Origin of the sequence: Adhaeribacter radiodurans (assembly GCF_014075995.1) — a bacterium.
GTDB lineage: Bacteria > Bacteroidota > Bacteroidia > Cytophagales > Hymenobacteraceae > Adhaeribacter > Adhaeribacter radiodurans.
The window spans coordinates 5,099,880-5,120,164 of the sequence record NZ_CP055153.1 but is presented as its reverse complement, the minus strand read 5'-3'; the positions used below and the strand labels follow the sequence as shown (position 1 = coordinate 5,120,164).

The 20,285-nt window shown below is 41.1% G+C and carries 18 protein-coding genes; all 18 read left to right on the top strand.

Features of this window, described 5'->3' with window-relative positions; genetic code table 11:
- The first annotated feature begins 308 nt into the window (after positions 1-308).
- Complete coding sequence (locus tag HUW48_RS20355) at positions 309-1,223, top strand: class I SAM-dependent methyltransferase (RefSeq protein ID WP_182412691.1); 915 nt, start codon at positions 309-311, stop codon at positions 1,221-1,223.
- On the top strand, positions 1,220-2,164 hold the full coding sequence (locus HUW48_RS20350) for a Ppx/GppA phosphatase family protein (protein ID WP_182412690.1): 945 nt from the start codon (positions 1,220-1,222) through the stop codon (positions 2,162-2,164). Before HUW48_RS20355 ends, HUW48_RS20350 begins: the two co-directional genes overlap by 4 nt.
- 466 nt (positions 2,165-2,630) lie before the next feature.
- The gene (secA, locus tag HUW48_RS20345) at positions 2,631-5,999 is read left to right on the top strand and encodes a preprotein translocase subunit SecA (protein WP_182412689.1); all 3,369 of its coding nucleotides are present in this window, start codon (positions 2,631-2,633) and stop codon (positions 5,997-5,999) included.
- Positions 5,989-6,678 (top strand): deoxyribose-phosphate aldolase, encoded by a 690-nt coding sequence (gene deoC / locus HUW48_RS20340; protein WP_246343556.1) that lies wholly within the window; start codon positions 5,989-5,991, stop codon positions 6,676-6,678. Before secA ends, deoC begins: the two co-directional genes overlap by 11 nt.
- On the top strand, positions 6,659-7,177 hold the full coding sequence (locus HUW48_RS20335; protein ID WP_182412688.1) for a sporulation protein: 519 nt from the start codon (positions 6,659-6,661) through the stop codon (positions 7,175-7,177). The genes deoC and HUW48_RS20335 overlap by 20 nt, the downstream gene beginning before the upstream one ends.
- A gap of 78 nt (positions 7,178-7,255) precedes the next feature.
- Positions 7,256-8,449: a M20 metallopeptidase family protein gene (locus HUW48_RS20330; RefSeq protein ID WP_182412687.1), complete on the top strand. Its 1,194-nt coding sequence runs from the start codon at positions 7,256-7,258 to the stop codon at positions 8,447-8,449.
- A gap of 54 nt (positions 8,450-8,503) precedes the next feature.
- Positions 8,504-9,334, top strand: a complete 831-nt coding sequence (locus tag HUW48_RS20325) for a DUF2490 domain-containing protein (RefSeq protein WP_182412686.1) — start codon at positions 8,504-8,506, stop codon at positions 9,332-9,334.
- Between the two features lie 203 nt (positions 9,335-9,537).
- On the top strand, positions 9,538-9,981 hold the full coding sequence (locus HUW48_RS20320; RefSeq protein ID WP_182412685.1) for an Hsp20/alpha crystallin family protein: 444 nt from the start codon (positions 9,538-9,540) through the stop codon (positions 9,979-9,981).
- A 194-nt stretch (positions 9,982-10,175) separates the two neighbouring features.
- Entirely contained in the window at positions 10,176-11,690 is a 1,515-nt protein-coding gene (locus HUW48_RS20315; RefSeq protein WP_182412684.1) for a Do family serine endopeptidase, read from the top strand.
- A gap of 334 nt (positions 11,691-12,024) precedes the next feature.
- Positions 12,025-13,596: an L-piperidine-6-carboxylate dehydrogenase gene (gene amaB / locus HUW48_RS20310; protein WP_182412683.1), complete on the top strand. Its 1,572-nt coding sequence runs from the start codon at positions 12,025-12,027 to the stop codon at positions 13,594-13,596.
- A gap of 229 nt (positions 13,597-13,825) precedes the next feature.
- Positions 13,826-14,599, top strand: coding sequence for an SDR family NAD(P)-dependent oxidoreductase (locus HUW48_RS20305; RefSeq protein WP_182412682.1), 774 nt, complete (start codon positions 13,826-13,828; stop codon positions 14,597-14,599).
- Between the two features lie 234 nt (positions 14,600-14,833).
- Entirely contained in the window at positions 14,834-15,517 is a 684-nt protein-coding gene (locus HUW48_RS20300; protein WP_182412681.1) for a hypothetical protein, read from the top strand.
- A gap of 178 nt (positions 15,518-15,695) precedes the next feature.
- Positions 15,696-16,241, top strand: a complete 546-nt coding sequence (locus HUW48_RS20295) for a DinB family protein (protein WP_182412680.1) — start codon at positions 15,696-15,698, stop codon at positions 16,239-16,241.
- A gap of 217 nt (positions 16,242-16,458) precedes the next feature.
- Entirely contained in the window at positions 16,459-17,658 is a 1,200-nt protein-coding gene (locus tag HUW48_RS20290; protein ID WP_220463956.1) for an MFS transporter, read from the top strand.
- A gap of 60 nt (positions 17,659-17,718) precedes the next feature.
- On the top strand, positions 17,719-18,048 hold the full coding sequence (locus tag HUW48_RS20285) for a DHCW motif cupin fold protein (RefSeq protein ID WP_182412679.1): 330 nt from the start codon (positions 17,719-17,721) through the stop codon (positions 18,046-18,048).
- A 103-nt stretch (positions 18,049-18,151) separates the two neighbouring features.
- Positions 18,152-18,307, top strand: coding sequence for a hypothetical protein (locus tag HUW48_RS20280; RefSeq protein ID WP_182412678.1), 156 nt, complete (start codon positions 18,152-18,154; stop codon positions 18,305-18,307).
- Positions 18,241-18,843 carry a gliding motility protein GldB-related protein gene (locus HUW48_RS20275; protein ID WP_182416460.1) on the top strand — a complete coding sequence of 201 codons (603 nt, stop codon included), beginning with the start codon at positions 18,241-18,243 and terminating at the stop codon, positions 18,841-18,843. Before HUW48_RS20280 ends, HUW48_RS20275 begins: the two co-directional genes overlap by 67 nt.
- A gap of 146 nt (positions 18,844-18,989) precedes the next feature.
- The gene (locus HUW48_RS20270) at positions 18,990-20,234 is read left to right on the top strand and encodes a family 1 glycosylhydrolase (RefSeq protein WP_182412677.1); all 1,245 of its coding nucleotides are present in this window, start codon (positions 18,990-18,992) and stop codon (positions 20,232-20,234) included.
- The last annotated feature ends 51 nt before the right edge of the window (positions 20,235-20,285 follow it).

Here is a 20,285-nt window from a genome sequence, read left to right as displayed (position 1 = left end):
ACTGCAAGTTTATTCTTTTCTGCTAAGGAATGATAGGGGTTAAACTAAAAAATAAAATTAAGCTTTCAACAAAAAATAGAAGCTAGAGTAAAGTTAAACGCTAAATGAGTAAACAAATTTATAAGTGTAAAGCATAAAGTTAGATGCAACATAGAATTATTACTTTTACAGTTAATATAAATAGCTGCATTGATAAATGCCTAAAAAGCATTAAAACTAAGTTAGAATCCGGGTAAAATTTATTACTTATTACTTATTATATTGAGGGTTTTATGCTAAACACTTATACATTTTATTAAATTATATTCATGTATTCATTTCTTACTGTAAGCAATTGGCCCGATTACGAATTGGTAGATTCTGGTAATTTTGAAAAGCTGGAACGATTCGGTGATTATTTCCTGGCCCGACCCGAGCCGCAGGCTATTTGGGACCAACATTTACCGCCTTCGGAATGGAGCCGGCTGGCCCAGGCAATTTTTAAACGGGAAAAAGGGAGCACCGAAAAAGGACAATGGCAGTTGCGTAAAGGAATGGCCGAACAATGGTTTATTAATTATGAATACCAGCAAATGAAGTTACGTTTCCGGCTTGGCTTGTCTTCGTTTAAACACGTGGGTTTATTTCCGGAGCAGGACCCCAACTGGAAATTTATTTACGACGCTACTAAACAGCTAAAAACCAAACCACCTAAAATATTAAATTTATTTGCTTATACTGGAGCTGCTTCCCTGGCCGCCAAAGCAGCAGGAGCCGATGTAACGCACTTGGATTCAGTTAAGCAGGTAAATTACTGGGCCCGCGAAAATATGGAGGCCAGCAACTTAAATCAAATCCGGTGGATTGTAGAAGATGCCATGAAATTTGTGCGCCGAGAAGTGAAAAGGGGTAACAAATACCAAGGCTTAATTCTGGACCCACCGGCTTATGGGCGCGGGCCAAATGGCGAAAAATGGCAGCTGGAAGATGAGCTAAACGAATTAATTAAATTATGCGCGCAACTACTAGACCCTGTAGATAATTTATTTCTCATTAACTTGTATTCCTTAGGATTCTCGGGTTTAATCCTGGATAACTTAATCCGTTTAAATTTTACAGATCACGATAAAGCACACCACGAAGTAGGAGAAATTTATTTACAGGACAGGGCACAACGTAAATTGCCTTTGGGAACCTTTTACCGCTTTAGCACCGTTTCGTACAACATAATAGGAACTAAATGAAAAACCGCCGCCTTGCCCTTATTGATATGGGTACCAATACCTTCCATTTATTAATTGCCGAAATTAACCCGGTTGGAGAACCAGAAACTTTAGTAAAGCTGAAAGAATCAGTAAAGTTAGGCCAGGATGGAATTACGCAGGGGGCAATCGCTCCGGATGCTGTAGAAAGGGCTCTGCAAACAATAAGTAGCTTTAAAGCTGAAATAGATAAATACAATGTTTCGGAAGTAAGAGCAGTGGCAACCAGTGCCGTTCGGAATGCAGCGAACGGGACTAAATTAACAACAGCCATTCACGAGCAAGCGGGTATTGAGGTAGAAGTTATTTCCGGCGACCGCGAAGCTGAGTTAATTTATTACGGTGTAAAATCGGCTCTGGAAATAGGTTCTGAACGCAGCTTAATTATCGATATTGGCGGCGGCAGTGTAGAATTTATTATTTGCGACGGTGATACTATTTTTTGGAAACAAAGTTTTGAAATTGGCGCTCAACGCTTAATGGATAAGTTTTTTATTAATGACCCCATCGCAGCGGCTGATGTGGAAGCAGAAATGGCGTTTTTAGAAGAACAACTGCAGCCCTTAACCGAAGCAATAGCCCAATATAAACCTTGTGCCTTAATTGGCTCTTCTGGTACTTTTGATACGCTTTGCGATATTGACGTGAAACGCAAAGGTTTGGATCGTTCCTGCGACCCCTGTACCGAATCCGATTTAGCTTTATCTGATTTTTACGAAATTTACGACGAGATTCTGAAGAAAACACACTCGGAGCGTTTAGCCATTCCGGGTATGATTGAAATGCGCGTAGATATGATTGTGGTGGCTTGTGTTTTAATTGATCATGTATTGGAAAACTACGAACTAAATAAAATTCGGGTATCTTCCTATGCGTTAAAAGAAGGATTATTAAGCGAACAACTTAAACTAGCAGAGAAGTAATATTTTACCTTTGCTGAAGATTAACCTGTGCTGGTATTATTGCCGGTACAGGTTTTTTTATGAATTCCCAAATTTAAGAAAATAACAAAAAAGCTAAGTTTATTGGATTGTTGCCTGACGATTAGTCAGGTTAAATAAAGAAGAAGTAATAAGTAATAACTTAGTGAAAAAAAACAAGATTTTCAAAAAATGAATGGCTTAGAAGCGATAAAGGCTGTTGTAATCGAGTAAAAGTAAATTTTATTCGATTTAAGAAGTAAAAAACTAATTCCTAATACAAAACCATCTATAATAATTTGAGTACCTAAATTATTTAGGCGAATTATTTGTTATTAACAAGCAAGGCTCTGTCGTATAGGTAGCAGGTAAGAGGCTAATCCGGATTGTTTTACCTCACTTTGTACCGATATTTCAGAAAAACCCTGTAATTTTGACCTACATCTATTTTAATTTTTAACGACAAGCGATGTTCGATTTTATTGGAAAAACAGTTGCCAAAATATTCGGCACCAAATCCGAACGTGATATTAAAGAAGTAACTCCCTACGTGGGACAAATCAACGAAGAATATGCCAGACTAGCTGCCATTACAGATGACGAACTTCGGCAAAGAACCCAGACCGTAAAATCCATCATTGATGAGCGGCTGAGTGAAATGGATGCAAAAATTTCTGCTTTATACCAACGGGTGGCAAATGAATCCGAACTGGACATTATGCAGAAAGAAAATATATTCTCTGAAATTGATTCTTTAGAAAAAGAGCGCAATAAACAACTGGAATTAGTATTAATGGAGGTGCTGCCGCAAGCATTTGCCATTGTTAAAGAAACGGCGCGCCGGTTTAAAGAAAATGGCCAGTTAGAAGTTACGGCCACCGAAATGGATCGGTCAATGGCTGCCCGCAAACCTAATGTGCGTGTAGAAGGAGATAAAGCCATTTGGGCTAATAAATGGATGGCTGCTGGTAGCGAAATTACCTGGGACATGCTTCACTACGATGTACAGTTAATTGGGGGGATAGTATTGCACCAAGGTAAAATTGCTGAAATGGGTACCGGTGAAGGTAAAACATTGGTAGCTACCTTGCCGGCCTTCCTGAATGCTTTAGCTAAACGCGGTGTACACGTTGTTACCGTAAACGACTACCTGGCTAAACGCGACTCCGAATGGATGGCCCCCTTGTTCGAGTTTCATGGTCTAACCATAGATTGCATTGACAAACACCAGCCTAATACCGATGACCGTCGCCGGGCTTACCAGGCGGATATTACCTATGGCACTAATAATGAATTTGGGTTTGATTACCTGCGCGATAACATGGCGCGTAATCCTGATGAATTAGTACAACGCAAACACCACTATGCCATGGTGGACGAAGTAGACTCTGTGTTAATTGATGATGCTCGTACGCCTTTGATTATTTCGGGACCGGTACCTCGTGGCGATGAACATGAATTTTATGATCTGAAACCACGGATTGCCATGCTGGTTGAAGCACAAAAGAAAGTGGTAGGTAATTTCCTGGTAGAATCTAAGCGTTTACTTAAAGAGGGGAACGAAAAAGAAGGTGGTTTATCTTTGTTCCGGGCCTACCGGGGTTTACCAAAAAATAAACCATTAATTAAATTCTTAGGCGAAACGGGTATTCGGGCGGCTTTGCAAAAAACCGAAAACTTTTTCTTGCAGGATAATGCCCGCCAAATGCCGCAAGCCGATGAGCCGCTTTACTTTACCATCGACGAAAAAAATAACAACATTGAGTTAACCGAAAAAGGGCTTGATATGATTACCGGCCAGGGAGAAGATCCTAACTTCTTTATTATGCCGGATATTGGTACCGAGTTAGCCTCAATTGAAAACGATAAGACTATTTCGGATGAGGAGCGTTTGCACCGCAAAGAAAAGTTAATGAATGATTTCGCTGAGAAATCGCAGCGGGTTCATACCATTAACCAATTACTAAAAGCTTATACCTTATTCGAAAAAGACGTAGAATACATTGTTACGGAAGATCGGAAAGTAAAAATTGTAGATGAGCAAACCGGCCGGGTAATGGAAGGCCGTCGTTATTCCGATGGTTTACACCAGGCAATTGAAGCTAAAGAAAACGTGCGGGTAGAAGATGCGACCCAAACCTACGCTACGGTTACTTTACAAAATTACTTCCGGATGTACCACAAACTGTGTGGTATGACCGGTACTGCTGAAACCGAAGCCGGTGAATTCTGGGAAATTTATAAACTGGATGTAGTTACTATTCCTACTAACAGACAGGTGGTGCGCGAAGACCGCCACGATAAAGTTTATAAAACTGTACGCGAAAAATTTAATGCAGTAGCCGAAGAGATTCAGGAGTTAACTTCTGCGGGCCGCCCGGTACTGGTAGGTACTACCTCTGTAGAAATTTCCGAATTAGTAAGTCGAATGCTGCAAATCCGGAAAATTCCGCACCAGGTACTGAACGCGAAACTACACCAGAAAGAAGCAGAAATTGTAGCGGAAGCAGGTAAGCCTAGCACCGTAACTATTGCTACCAACATGGCAGGTCGTGGTACTGACATTAAATTAACTCCAGAATCAAAGCATGCTGGTGGTTTGGCTATTATTGGTACCGAGCGTCACGAATCCCGGCGGGTAGACCGTCAGTTGCGCGGTCGTTCTGGCCGGCAAGGTGACCCAGGTTCTTCTCAATTTTTTGTGAGCTTGGATGATAGTTTAATGCGTTTATTCGGTTCAGAAAGAATTGCTAAACTCATGGACCGGTTAGGCTTAGAAGAAGGAGAAGTTATTCAGCACTCTATGATTTCTAACTCTATTGAAAGAGCGCAGAAAAAAGTAGAAGAAAATAACTTTGGTATCCGGAAGCGTTTGCTGGAGTACGACGACGTAATGAACGCGCAGCGCGAAGTAGTATACCGTCGTCGTCGTAATGCACTTTATGGCGAGCGTTTGGAACTGGATATCTGGAACATGATCTATGATCTGAGCGAAGATATGGTACAGAACCACAAGGGCAGTGGCGATTTTGATGATTTTAGCTTAAATATTATTCGGGTATTTGGCTTTGATACAACTATTATTGCCAGTGAATTAGCAAGCCAATCAGCTACCGATTTAACGGAGCGGTTGTACAACGAAGCGCTTAACTTCTACTTAGATAAGAATAAAGCCATCGCAGAACATTCCTTCCCGATTATTACGGATATTTACCAGAACCGGTCTATGATTGAAACCATTGCGGTTCCATTTACCGATGGACGTAAGCAAATTACGGCAATGGCAAATCTGGAGAAGGCTTACCAAACGCATTCCCGGGAGTTGATTAAAGAAATGGAGAAAGCCATTACTTTAGCTACCATCGACCAGGCCTGGACCCAGCATTTACGCGAAATGGACGATTTGAAGCAGTCGGTGCAGAATGCCGTTTACGAGCAGAAAGACCCGTTGTTAATTTATAAGTTTGAATCGTTTGAGTTATTTAAGCGGATGATTGGTAAGGTAAACGAAGAAACTGTTTCTTTCCTGTTTAAAGCCGATATTCCGGTACAGAGACCCGAAGAAGTACAAGAAGCCCGGCAACCCCGGCAACCCAAAGCTCCGGCTTTAAAAATTCAAAAAGAAGAAGTTCATTCTGTTCTGGAAGGCCCGGCTACCGAAGAAGCTGCCGAAGCTCAGGCGGTTGTAAAAGCTGTACCCGCCAGGTCGCACAAAGTTGCCGGCCGTAACGATAAAGTTAGTGTACAGTATAATGATGGCCGGATTGTACGCGATGTTAAGTACAAAAGCGTAGAACAGGATGTGCTCAACCACCGTTGTGTAATCATTGAAGACTAATTCTCACATATCAGATTTTAATATTGCCAGCTACATTGATCATACGCTTCTTCGGCCCGATGCCGATGAGCGTATGATTAAGCAGTTGTGTGCCGAAGCTACTACGTATCAGTTTGCCGCAGTTTGTGTGCCACCCTGCTATGTAAAAATAGCTGCTAACACGTTGGTCGATAGTCAGGTTAATATTGCTACGGTTATAGGTTTTCCGTTGGGCTATCAAACCGCGGAGGTAAAGTTTTTTGAAGCGCATAAAGCTTTAAGTGCGGGTGCTTCCGAAATTGATATGGTGCTTAATTTAGCTGCTTTTAAATCTGACCGCTTGGCCGATGTAGAAAACGAAGTAGGTGAATTAGCTACTCTTTGTCATTTACGCGGCGGATTATTAAAGGTAATTATTGAAACTGCTTTACTAACGGAAGAGGAAATTATTCAAGCGTGTTACTTGTGTGCCCAGGCCGAGGCAGATTTTGTAAAAACTTCTACCGGATTTGCCAGTCGTGGTGCTACTGTGGCAGATGTGGAGTTAATGCGGCAATACTTACCAGAAAAAGTGCGTATTAAAGCTTCAGGAGGTATCCGGGACATTGCCTTTGCTAAAGAACTAATTCAGGCTGGTGCCGATCGCATTGGTACCTCGGCGGGAGTGCAATTAATGAAATATGAAAAAAATCAAAATTAACGGACTGGTTTTATGTTTTTTGGTTCTTATTTCCTGTGCACGTACTCCTGGTACAGTATCTAAATCAGTGACAACAGCGGCAGCAGAAGATCTAAGTGCTTTCCGACCAAAGTTTCCAGCTCCACCCACTGAAACATCAAACGAAACGAAGCCGGTTTCGGAGCCAGTTGTTAGTGTTACTCCTACGCATCATGTAAATAACCGGGTGCTAGCTTTAATCGATACAGTAGCTAATGCCAATAAGGCGATTAAGTACGCGCAGGGATATCGAATTTTAGCTTATACCGGAACCGAAAGAAAAACGGCCATGGAAATGCGACGGGCTATTATTGATCGGATACCGGAAGAACGTGATTACCTGCAATACCGTCAGCCTACGTTCCGGCTTAAAATTGGCGATTACCTGAACCGAATCGAAGCACAACAAGTGCTTTCCCGCATAAAAGATATTTCGCCCAATGCTCTGATTATTTCTGACCAAATTAATGTTAACCGGTAAGTGGTATTTACTATTTATAAATTGCTATTTCTCATTGGTTACTTATAACTTTCAACTTTTAACTTAAAACTATAATAAATGTCTGAACTGAAAGATACCGTAAAAAAGTTGGCTCGTGAATTTGCCCCGGATATAATAAAAATTCGTCAGCATTTACACGCTAATCCTGAGCTTTCTTTCCAGGAATACCAAACAGCCGCATTGGTAACGGAACAATTAAAATCTTTTGGTTTAGAACCTGTTACACTTGCCAAAACGGGTGTAACGGCATTGATAAAAGGAAAGAATCCAGATAAAAAAATAGTAGCTCTACGCGGCGACATGGATGCTTTACCCATTACGGAACAAAATGAGGTGCCGTATAAATCAAAAAACGAAGGAGTAATGCATGCTTGCGGGCATGATGTGCATACTTCATCGTTGTTAGGAACGGCTCGAATTTTAAGTGGGCTGCGCGACCAGTTTGAAGGTACAGTAAAACTTATTTTTCAACCCGGCGAAGAGTTAATTCCGGGGGGTGCCTCTATCATGATAAAAGAAGGAGTGCTGCAAAATCCTGCTCCAACGGCTATTTTTGGTCAGCATGTGTTTCCGCAGTTACCAGCCGGTAAAGTGGGCGTACGGTCCGGAATGTATATGGCCAGTGCCGATGAGTTGTATATTACCGTTACAGGAAAAGGGGGCCATGGGGCAATGCCCGAAATGAATATAGATCCGGTTTTAATTACGGCACATATGATTGTGGCGCTGCAACAAATTGTTAGTAGAGCAGCTAGCCCTAAAACGCCTACTGTTCTTTCTTTTGGTAAAGTAACAGCCAATGGCGCTACCAACATTATACCAAACGAAGTAAAAATAGAAGGAACCTTCCGGACCATGGATGAAAAATGGCGGGCAGAGGCGCACGTGAAAATGAAAAAAATGGCGGAACAATTAGCCGAGGCTATGGGTGGTTCCTGTGATTTCGAGATACGGCGCGGTTACCCTTATCTGGAAAATTCACCTCAGTTAACGGAGAAAATGCGAGTAGCAGCAGAAAATTACTTAGGCAAAGAAAATGTGGTAGATTTGGATTTATGGATGGCCGCCGAAGATTTTGCTTATTATACCCAACAATTGGATGCTTGTTTTTACCGCTTGGGCACCCGCAACGAGGAAATGGGTATTACCTCATCTGTGCATACACCTACTTTTAATATCGACGAAACTGCATTGGAAACTGGTATTGGTTTAATGGCCTGGTTAGCTTTAAGCGAATTACAAAATAGTTAAAGCAAACCGTTTAGCGAAATTGTCGTTCTCTTTTAAGTAACTAAATAGAGAGTAATGTGGTTGGATGTTACAATGCTAAAACGGGTAAGTACTGGCTATTATTTACTGTTTTTTCTGATGGTGAGTTTACCAGCCGCCAATGCTCAGCACAAACAACATGTGGCAACAGAGATATGGCCAGAATTGCAAGCTGAATATGTTTTTAAATCTACCAGTTTTTTCTATTTCCGGCACCAATACCGCTATACTACCAACTCCGACTATAAAGGATTAAATTCTTTTGTACTAAACAATCAGCTTAAGCGCATTCAGTTTCGGTTAGGTTATGAACAAGCATTAACCAATACCTGGGGCTTAGGTGGTTCTCAAATGTTTAGTTTTGAACCTGGCCGGAAGCTTTATTTTACGGATGTATACCTGCGGCATTTAAGTTTTTTGCCTGGCTTGCAAGTAATAAAGCGAGTTATGGTGGATTACCTGCTATATACAAATGCGGCATCCATAGGACGGTTGCGTCCACGTGTGGATCTGGATAAACCTATCAAAATTAGAAATTTTACCCTGCGATTACGCGCCGGTTACGAAGTGTTTTTATACACCGATTTTAAAACAGGTAAACCTTATTCGGCCAGAGTAATTGACCGTACGCGTTTGCGGGGCGAAGTTGTTTTACAGCCCAATCCACATCTCACATTTACACCATTTTTTACGAAGCAAACCGATTATACCAGGCTGCCCAACAAAGAAAGTAATCAATCAACTACTGTTACTTTTGGTGAAAACCGGAATAGTATTACTCCTATATGGGGCGTGGAGTTTCGGTACACTTTCTACCAAGGCAAAAAGCCTTTCCCAAGAGTAATAGCTCCCGTGCAACAAGATTAAATAGCTCGTAGGTTTTTAGGATACTTATTCATAACATTTTAGTAAATTTAAAAGACTTATTGTCATATATGGAATGTTTTTGCTTATGATTTAGTGTCATAAAGTCTGTTTTTGCTCGTTTTTAGCCCTTGGTACAAAATTTACTATAAAGGATATATCAACAGCAAAATAAAACTTTAAACATAAAATAGGAGATTAAAGCGATGACCATCACAAAGTATAACGGTTATTTAACTGATAAAATGCCGCAAACTTTTAGTACCATGTTAGATCGTTTTTTTAACGAAACCGTAAACAACCGTCGCCAATTGGCCGATTTTACGCCGCATGTAGATGCCTTTGAAACCGAAACCCAATACGAATTTAATGTGTCTTTACCTGGTTTAAGTAAAGAAGACATTACCATAGATTTTCAGGAAGGTAAATTAACTATTGCCGGCGAACGTAAGTTTAATAAAGAAGAAGAAAGCCAAAATAAAAAATATCATTTGCTCGAAACCCAATACGGATCTTTCAGCAGAACCTTCTTCTTACCCGATAATGTAAATCCAGCCCAAATAGATGCCCATTTTGAGAACGGTATCTTGCATGTTACCGTACCAAAAGATGAGCAGAAAGTGAAAAAACACCAGATTCAGATTAAATAATTAATTTGAATCTCAAATAAAAAAGGCGCACTTTATCAGCGCCTTTTTTATTTGAGATTGTTATTGATTTAATTGATCTCTTTTAGAAAATTACGTACAAAATAAACTACAATAAGCCTACTACTTGCGCGTTGTAAGTTTAATTATTAAGATTGAATTCAAATAGAAAATAAAATATAGTTAATACTAAAGTGATGAAACCAAGACAGTTTATGTTTGGCCTGGTTCTTTCGGCTGTTATGGGCGGAAGCATGGCAATTGGTGGTTACAAGCTACTGGAAGATGATGAGCCCGTGGTGCAAGCACCTCAGGAGCAACCTGCTCGAAATTTTCGGTACTCGAGCTTAATGCGCGATAGCGAAGTAAAAGTACCAGAAGGTTTAAATTTTGTAACTGCCGCTGAAGCAGTAACTCCAGCAGTAGTACACGTAATGACAGAATATGGGGCGGAACTAGCTCAAAATTCACGTCGAAAAGAAATTGATCCATTTTTTCGGGATTTCTTTGGTGATAGTTTCGAGGATTACCACCGTCGGCAGGGACCTTCTATGGGCTCTGGTTCAGGGGTAATTATTGCTTCTAACGGTTACATTATTACGAATAACCACGTAATTGATAAAGCCGATAAAATTAAAGTAGTATTAGACGACAAACGCGAATTATCGGCAACTTTAGTAGGGGCTGACCCAAGTACCGATTTAGCTTTACTAAAAGTGAATGCCGATAAATTACCAACTGTGCGTTATGGTAACTCCGATAATGTTCGGGTAGGCGAGTGGGTTTTGGCGGTAGGGAATCCGCTTAATCTTAACTCAACTGTTACGGCCGGTATTATCAGTGCCAAAGGCCGTAATGTAGGTATTGTGCAAAACGTAGATGCCAGTGGTAATAACTTAGGCGTAGAATCTTTTATTCAGACGGATGCGGCTGTTAACCCAGGTAACAGTGGGGGAGCATTGGTTAATTTAAACGGTGATTTAATAGGTATTAATACCGCTATTGCCACTCAAACAGGTTCTTTTGCCGGTTATTCTTTTGCCGTTCCTTCTTCCATAGTAAGTAAAGTAATTGATGATTTACTAAAATTTGGCGAAGTACAGCGGGCTTTCTTGGGCATTTCTATGCGGGAAGTAGATGCTAAATTAGCCGAAGATAAAAAAATTAAAACGTTGAATGGTATTTACATTAACGACTTCTCCGATAACAGTGCCGCTAAAGAAGCTGGTTTAGAGAAAGGTGATGTTATTACTCAAATTAACGGAGTAAACGTAAATACCAGCGCGGCGGTACAGGAGCAAGTGGCTCGTTACCGCCCAGGCGATAAAGTTAAAGTAACTTACCTGCGCGACAATGACACCAAAAATACCACTGTTACTTTGCGTAACCGGATGGGTGATACTAATTTGGTAAAACGCGAGTTGGCCAAAGCAGTAAGTTATGGCGGCGCTAAATTTGAGCCTTTATCTAAAGCTGAGATGACGAAGTTAGGCTTAGATGGCGGTGCTAAAATTACTAACGTAAAATCCAGCGAGTTTAAGAGTACCGGTATGGTAGATGGCTTTATCATTACTCGAATTGATAAAAGCAAAGTAGAAAAACCACAAGATGTAGAGCGTTTATTAAAAGGTGCCGAAGATGAATCGGGAGTACTCGTTGAAGGTACTTATCCGGATGGTCGCCGGGCTTTCTACCCAATTGGCCGCAGATAATCAGAATTTAGATAATAACAAAAGCCGTTGCTACTCAGCAGCGGCTTTTTTATTTTTAGCAAATTCCTTCTTTAAAAGCAGTTACAATAATACTACCCGTATTTACAACTTGTTAAGTAAAAAGATACAAGTATCAAGCTATGAGATGGTAGAATTTTGCGAAAGCATGTAGTTGATTATCAATAGTCTATTACCCAATTCTCACATCCGATCTAGTAAATTGGTGTCGGCCAGTTACTTTATAAAAAAAACTAGAAAATATCTGATTTGAAATAAGTTGTCCGGAAACAATCTGGGAAAAACGTATAACTTATAATGTAAAACCTACTACTTTATGAAACAAGCCATTGATGGTAGTCCGCAGCAACTAATTTTAGAAGAAATTAAAACTGCTTTGGGAATTAAGGATAACAACCCAGCTTATAGTACTGGTTTAGCCTGGGGTGGTGCGGCTAATAAAAACTCCAAAACGATTTTCTCTCCCGTAGATGGGCAGCCAATTGCTTCGGTAAACCTGGCTACTCCTGATGATTATGAAACAATAATAAAAGCAGCGCAGCAGGCCTTTGAGCAATGGCGACAGGTACCCGCGCCTAAGCGTGGTGATGTTGTGCGGCAGTACGGTAATAAACTGCGCCAGTACAAAGAACCATTGGGCAAATTGGTATCGTATGAAATGGGCAAGATTTACCAGGAAGGACTAGGCGAAGTACAGGAAATGATCGATATCTGCGATTTTGCGGTGGGACTATCGCGCCAGTTACACGGTTTTACCATGCACTCCGAACGGCCGGGCCATCGCATGTACGAGCAATATCATTCTTTAGGCATTGTAGGAATAATCTCGGCTTTTAACTTTCCGGTAGCCGTTTGGAGTTGGAATGCCATGCTGGCCGCCGTGTGTGGAGATGTTTGTGTATGGAAACCCTCGGAGAAAACCCCGTTAACGGCTATTGCTTGCCAGCATATTTTAAAAGAAGTTTTAGTAGAAAACAATCTGCCCGAAGGAGTTTTTAATTTAATAATTGGTGATGCGGAGATAGGAGCTTTAATGGCAGCGGATGAGCGCTTGCCTTTAATATCTGCTACCGGTTCTACTCGAATGGGTAAAAAAGTAGGTGCCGCCGTAGGTGCCCGTTTAGGTCGCGCTTTGTTAGAATTAGGGGGCAATAATGCTATTATTTTAACCGAACACGCCAACTTGGATATAGCTCTGCGAGCAGTAGTTTTTGGAGCAGTAGGTACTTGCGGTCAGCGGTGCACTTCCACGCGGCGGTTAATAATTCACGATTCGATTTACGAAGAAGTAAAAGAACGATTACTGAAAATTTACCCCAATTTACCCATCGGCAATCCTTTAAGCGATTCTATTTTAGTAGGCCCATTGATTGACAAAGATGCCGTTGAAGGTTTTCAGAAGGCAATGAAAGCGGTGCAGCAGGAGGGAGGTACTTTATTAACGGGTGGTGAAATTTTAACCGGACAAGAATTTGAAACAGGTACTTACGTAAAGCCAGCCTTAATTGAAGCCGAAAACACGTTTAAAACCGTGCAGGAAGAAACTTTCGCTCCTATTTTATATTTAATTAAATATTCCGGTGCGGTAGAAAATGCCATTTCTATTCAAAACAACGTTCGGCAGGGTTTATCTTCTGCTATTTTTTCAACAAATCTGGAACAGACCGAAGCGTTTTTAGCAGCTTGGGGCTCTGATTGTGGCATTGCTAACGTAAACATTGGAACATCTGGTGCCGAGATTGGCGGGGCCTTTGGTGGTGAGAAAGATACGGGTGGAGGTAGGGAATCAGGTTCAGATGCCTGGAAAGTGTACATGCGTCGGCAAACCAACACCATTAATTTTAGTCAGGAATTACCGTTGGCTCAAGGTATTAAGTTTGATCTTTAAGCTTATTAAGCACTTGGGCGAGAATAAGTTTAGTTTTAGTAAATAGAAAGTCCTTCAAAATTATTTATTCTGTTTACTTTTTTATCCGTTGGATATATTTCCGGTAGTTCGCTACAAAGAGAATTTACTAAATCTTTTACTTAATATTGGAATTCTATCGTTTAGAAAGCACAGGTAAACACAGGGTGAAACTTTTTGTTTAAATACAGTACCAACCACCAATAATAATATGAAAACGGCTTTAATTACCGGAGCATCGGGCGGCATAGGCTACGAACTCGCAAAAGAATTTGCCCGGCACCAACATAATTTAGTATTGGTAGCCCGGAGCGAAGCAAGGTTAAACCAGATTGCTAAAGAATTACAAACAACTTACGGCATTCAGGCTATCGCACTCGCGCAAGATTTAAGCGATCCCCAGGCGGTTCCAACCATATTTACTGAGCTGCAATCCAGAAATATCATCATCGACTATTTGGTAAATAACGCTGGTTTTGGTGATTTCGGATTTTTTGTTGAAACGGATTGGGCTAAGGAAGAACGAATGATTAACCTGAACATCACTTGTCTTACCCATCTTACTAAAGTTTTTGCCCGCGAGATGGTAAAGCGCCGTTCTGGTCGTATTCTAAACGTTGCTTCAACGGCTTCTTTTCAGCCAGGGCCTTTAATGGCTGTGTATTTTGCTACCAAAGCGTATGTATTGTCTTTTTCGGAAGCAATTGCCAATGAGTTACAGGGAACCGGGGTAACCGTTACCGCTTTATGTCCTGGTCCTACAGAATCCGGATTCCTGCAAGCTGCCGCTCTGGAAGGTTCAAAATTATTTAAAGGTAAAAAATTGCCGAGTTCCGCCGAAGTGGCGGCTTATGGGTACAAAGCTCTAATGTCGGGTAAAACAGTGGCTATTCACGGTTTCCGAAATTGGTTAACTGCCAACTCTGCCCGTTTTGCTCCCCGTAAATTAGTAACGGCCATTGTTCGCAAAATGACGGAAAGATAGGCCGCTTAGTTTAGAAAAAACCAAACGCAGTTACAAGCGGTATAAATAGCAAATAGCTGGTAAAATAATGTTTTATCAGGTTCTTACTTTTACTAAAGCCTACGATCAGTTAAATATATTCAATAAATAAACTGTCGTTTAAAGCCAAGTTCATCGGACAATCCAGAAAAAACCCGTCAAAAATTTAATATTTTTTGACGGGTTTTCTCCAACCTTATTAAACTAATAAAATTGATGAGACAAATTAGCAATGTAAAAATTGTTTATTCTTTACTCTTCTGGCTAAGCTTACATGCTTGTTCGGGTAAGCAAGAAAATACAGCCGGTACTACTCATCAAAAATCAGAACAGAATAGCCCTATAAACCCCTCTGAAAATGCGAAACCAATTGTTGCGGAAGTAAAAACCAGCCAATTAATTGTGCCTGGGAAAAGCATTGGACTTACTAAACTACAGGAAAAAGCCGAGCAAGTTACCGCCAGCCTGGGTAAACCTGATTTTAGTGATGGGGCTATGGGAAAGGCTTTAGCTACCTGGCTATCGAAACCGGCCGCCGATGCTACCGATACAACCCGCCACCGAACTACTATTTATTTTACTACGAATATGGGGGCTCCCGACGAAGCCAGTCGGGTAAATCAAATTCGCGTTACTTCCCCTTATTTTCGAACTGTTGATTCTGTTCAGGTTGGTTCAGACTGGTCATTTATTCAGAAAAAATATCACGGAACAATAAAAGCTGCCGCTTATAAAGTAACAGGCACGTCTAAAAAAGTAACAATTTACGATGCGGTAGCGGATGGTATTACTTTTGAAATTGATGAACAAGGGCGTTGCGTAGCCATTACTATTCACCAACCTCAGCAAGATATTCGGAATACGTATTTGCCTTTGTTCCCGGATATGGAAAGATTTTGACAAAGCTTTTAGTAATTTTATCTTGTTTAGGTTACCTAAAATCCACAATTTTGGAATAACTATTATGGTTAAAATTAAAATTTTTAGAAGTTTGATTTATGTACCAGTAATCAGAGATTTTCAGTACTTTAGTTCTATTAATAAATACTACCGCTCCTAACCTTTAACCCTTACCTACATGAAAAAAACTACTCTTCTTTTAACCATTTTGTTTTTAGTAGCCTTACTTGCTACGAGCAAAGTTTCCTTGGCAGCTAATCCGCCAGCCAAAAGCCAAATGCTTTTAGATTGGCAACGAGCAAAAACTTATACCAAAGAATATTTAGATGCTATGCCCGAAGCCGGATCAAGTTTTAAACCTACCCCGGAAATGCGTAGTTTTGCGGAACAAATGCTCCACTTAGCTAATGCGAATTTTAACTTTGCTGCCGGCGCTTCTGGTACTGCCAATCCCTATCAAGGTAAAAACCTGGAAAAATTAGATGATTATAAAACCAAAGCGGCACTTAGCAAAGTAGTACTGGAAAGTTATGATTTTGTAATTAACGCCTTAAATAGTACTACCGATGCGCAAATGGCCAGCAACGTAAAGTTATTTAACATGGACGTAAACCGCGGTTTAGCTTTTGAGAAAGCTTTTGAACACCAAACGCACCACCGTGGTCAGACAACGGTTTACCTGCGCCTGAAAGGGGTAACACCTCCCGGCGAAAAGTTATTTTAAAATTTAAGAAACTATAGATTTGTTATTTACCCGCTGAATTTACCGGCGGGTTTTTTTATTTACTTTGTAACACCAACTCTTTTAGAAAAGTAAAAACAACATTTCTCTTACTATTAAACTCTAATAATTGTAAACCATTTTATCCTATAGCAGTAACATCTTAGCGCAAGTTGTTTCTTATACTCTTCGGTTTTTTTGTTACTTATTACTGATTCTCATGATTAAAAATACGGCTGCCGTGGCAGCGCCCGCTTTAACCCGGCTAAACCTTTGGGTAATGGCAATTGCTACCGGGTTAGTAGTAGCTAATTTATACTATAACCAACCCTTACTCGACGAAATTGCCCGAACTTTCGGGATTACGGAAGCCCACGCCGGCAGTATTTCCATGCTTACCCAGATAGGGTATGCTGTCGGTATGTTTTTTATTATTCCTTTAGGCGATATGCTGAAGCGGAAAAAGTTGATCATGTTCAACTTTGGGATGATTATAGCTTCCCTGCTTTTAGCAGCCTTTTCTCCGAACAGTACTTTTTTAATGTTTGCCAGCTTTTTAATTGGAGCTACTTCGGTAACTCCTCAGTTATTAATACCCATGGCTGCTCACCTGGCTCGTCCCGAAGAGCGTGGCCGAACAGTTGGTTTTGTAATGAGCGGCTTATTAATTGGAATTCTATTATCGCGTACTATTAGTGGTTTTGTAGGGGCGCATTTGGGCTGGCGGGCCATGTTTATTATTGCCGGTTTGGTAATGGTGTTGCTTTGGATTTTACTTTCTTTTTTGTTGCCAGAAGTGTATCCGGAATATAAAGGCAATTACAAGAGTTTAATGCAATCCCTTGTATCGCTCATCCGTGACGAGCCCATGTTGCGCATGGCTGCCGTACGTGGGGCTTTGTGTTTTGCCAGTTTTGCCGCCTTCTGGACTACTTTGGTTTTCTTGCTACGGGAACCGCCCTTTAATGCGGGCAGCGATGTGGCCGGTGCCTTTGGTTTAGTGGGCGCTTTCGGGGCTTTAGGCGCTTCGTTCATGGGCCGTATTAGTGATAAAGGCAATTCGCAGCAAGTAACTACTTACAGCATTGGTTTAATTATTTTGTCTTACCTGATCTTTGGCGTTTCCGGTAGTAGTTACCTTGGATTAATTGCCGGGGTAATATTGCTGGACTTAGGCGTGCAAGCCACTCATATATCTAATCAAACGCTTATTTTTTCGTTGCGGCCCGAAGCCCGAAACCGGCTGAATACCGTTTATATGGTAACTTATTTTTTAGGCGGTGCTTCCGGTACTTTTCTGGCAAGTCAGCTTTGGTATCGTTGGCAATGGCAAGGGGTTGTCGCCATAGGAATTATTTTATCCATACTGGCTTTGCTGGTGCATCTGCGTTTTACTAAATCACAGCCAATTATGGAATAAAAGTACATCTGCCCACACCGGTATTTTTGACGAGTTAGATAGAAACGTTAATTTAAGCCTATGAAAATAGAAAATATACCTTTTCAGCACATTAACTGGGACGATATAGAAATAACCGAAATACCTGGTTTAGGTGGTAGCGCCTTGAGCAAAATCTGGAGTATGGGCAATGCCCGGGTGCAATTGGTTCAATACCTCGCCGATTACCAATCAAACCATTGGTGCCACCGGGGGCATGTTGTGCTTGTATTAGCGGGGTCGCTGCAAATTACTTTAGAAGATGACCGTACCATTACTATTCAGGCCGGAGATTCTTTTGCGGTAGCGGATAATATAGATGCGCATAAAATTGCTTCGGTAAATGGAGCTACTGTTTTTATTGTAGATTAGTAAATGCACAAATATTTTAAGTTAGCCATTTCTTTAACGGTAAGCACCAGCATTATTTGGGCGAACAAGTATTGAATGAATTGCTGGTTTTTAGTAGGTTAGAATGGCAGATGAATACATGAAGTTGCTTTTATCTACTCTAATTAATTCGGGCATGCTTCGGAAAATTATTCTTCTTAGTATTTATCTGTTATTCTTATTCCCAGCCTTTGGGCAGCAAAAGAAATTTCCGAACGAACCCAGCCAAGCGCAAAATTAAAGGAATGGTACCCAACTGTTTCTTTCCCGCCTGTTTATTTTGTTATAGGTGCTTTTAATTCGGGCGGCACATCCAGTGCTAACGGACTTATAATTGGTGCCGAAAAGCAAGGAAATTTAAATGGCTTGCCCTCCTTAGTAGCCCACGAACTTATACATTTTCAGCAAACTTTCCCGCAGCGCGCAACTTCTTTGCTCGAACAATCTATTCTGGAAGGGAGTGCCGACTTTATGTCCGAACTGGTGTCAGGCCAAAGCCCAAACGTTGAAGCCCATAAATATGGCAATGCCCACCAAGACGAATTATGCCGGGAGTTTGTACAAGTGATGCATCAGTTTGAAGATACCGATTGGCTCTACAGTGTAAGCGGTAAAGATAAACGGCCGAATGATTTAGGTTATTGGATGGGTTACCAAATTACTAAAGCTTATTTCGATAAAACACCAAATAAAAAGCAAGCCGTAAAAGAGATATTAAACATTAAGGATTATACTAGTTTTCTGAATAAAAGCGGTTATCTTCAGAAATACTTATAATTTACTGCCTTAATAAGTTCTAATTCTTTTGCATTGGCTGGTCATTTAATTAAGATAGACTTTAGCATTAGAGTATCTTATATTAAGAGTGTTATTGCCGTTAGTACTACTAATCTATATAAATAAAAACTTTTATTCTTTAAAGTATGGCACAAAAACCGGGTATCTTTCCTACATTTTTTATTTCCGGTTTTGAGTGCTCTACCTTTCTTTGGAAAGATAAAAAACGGCGCAACTTGGTCCACGAAACGCAACATCACCATTTTGTAAAGCAAGATTATGAGTTGCTCCGGTCGTTAGGTATTGCCGTTGCCCGCGAAGGTATTCCCTGGCCACTCGTAGATACTAATGGGCAATATGATTTTTCGTGTATTGATCCCATGCTGGAGGCTATGCAACAAAATCAGATTTTGCCCATTTGGGACTTGTGCCATTACGGATACCCCGATGATCTGGACCCTTTTTCAGACGCTTTCGTGGAGCGTTTTACCGCTTACTGCCGGGCGGCAGCAGAGTACGTTATTCCGAAACTTCGGGGGCCATATTTTTTTACTCCCATTAACGAAATTACTTTTTTCTCTTTTTGCGGAGGCGAATGGGGTTGGGTGGCACCTTACAAAACTACGAAAGAAGACCGTTTTAAATTACGTTTAAATTTATGTAAAGCCGCCATAGCAGGAGTAAAAGCTATCCGGGAAGTTGAGTCCGAAGCTCGGATGATACACATTGACCCCTTGGTGCAGGTAGTAGCTCCACGCGACCGGCCGGATCTGGAACTTGCGGCGCATCACGAAACGTATGTGGATACTTTCCTGGCATGGGATATAGTTTATGGCAAAGAGCATCCGGAACTAGGCGGTTCTCCTGAAATACTCGACATTGTGGGCGCCAATAATTACTCTTTCGGGCAGATGGAATACCGCGAACACGGGCCACACCAGGCTTTGCCCCCCGACGATGACCGCATTAAACCGCTTTGTGATTTATTGCGATTGGTTTGGGAACGCTACCAACGGCCAATGATTATTGGGGAAACCAGCGGCTTAAAAGAAGGACGAGCTGCCTGGCTAAAAGATGTAATGGAAGAATCGCTGGCGGCAGTAGATGCAGGTATGGACCTACATGGCATTTGTTTGTTTCCGGCGGTAGATATGCCCGACTGGCACACCGGGGAATGGCTGAATAATGGCATCTGCGATTTAATTCCGGAAAGCGACGTACTACGGCGACAACCACATGAACCTTATATAGCGGAACTCCGGCGCTGGCAAAAAGAACTAAACCGGATTACTACTCTGGATACTGATCCTTTTAGCGATCCGGTAGAGTTATCAGATGTAATTGCGGCGGCTAAACGCCTGAATATGAAGCCAGATAAAAATTGGAGTTAATTCTTAAAAAGAACATAAGGAAGGTGGCTGGTTAATACATTCTTCTAATTA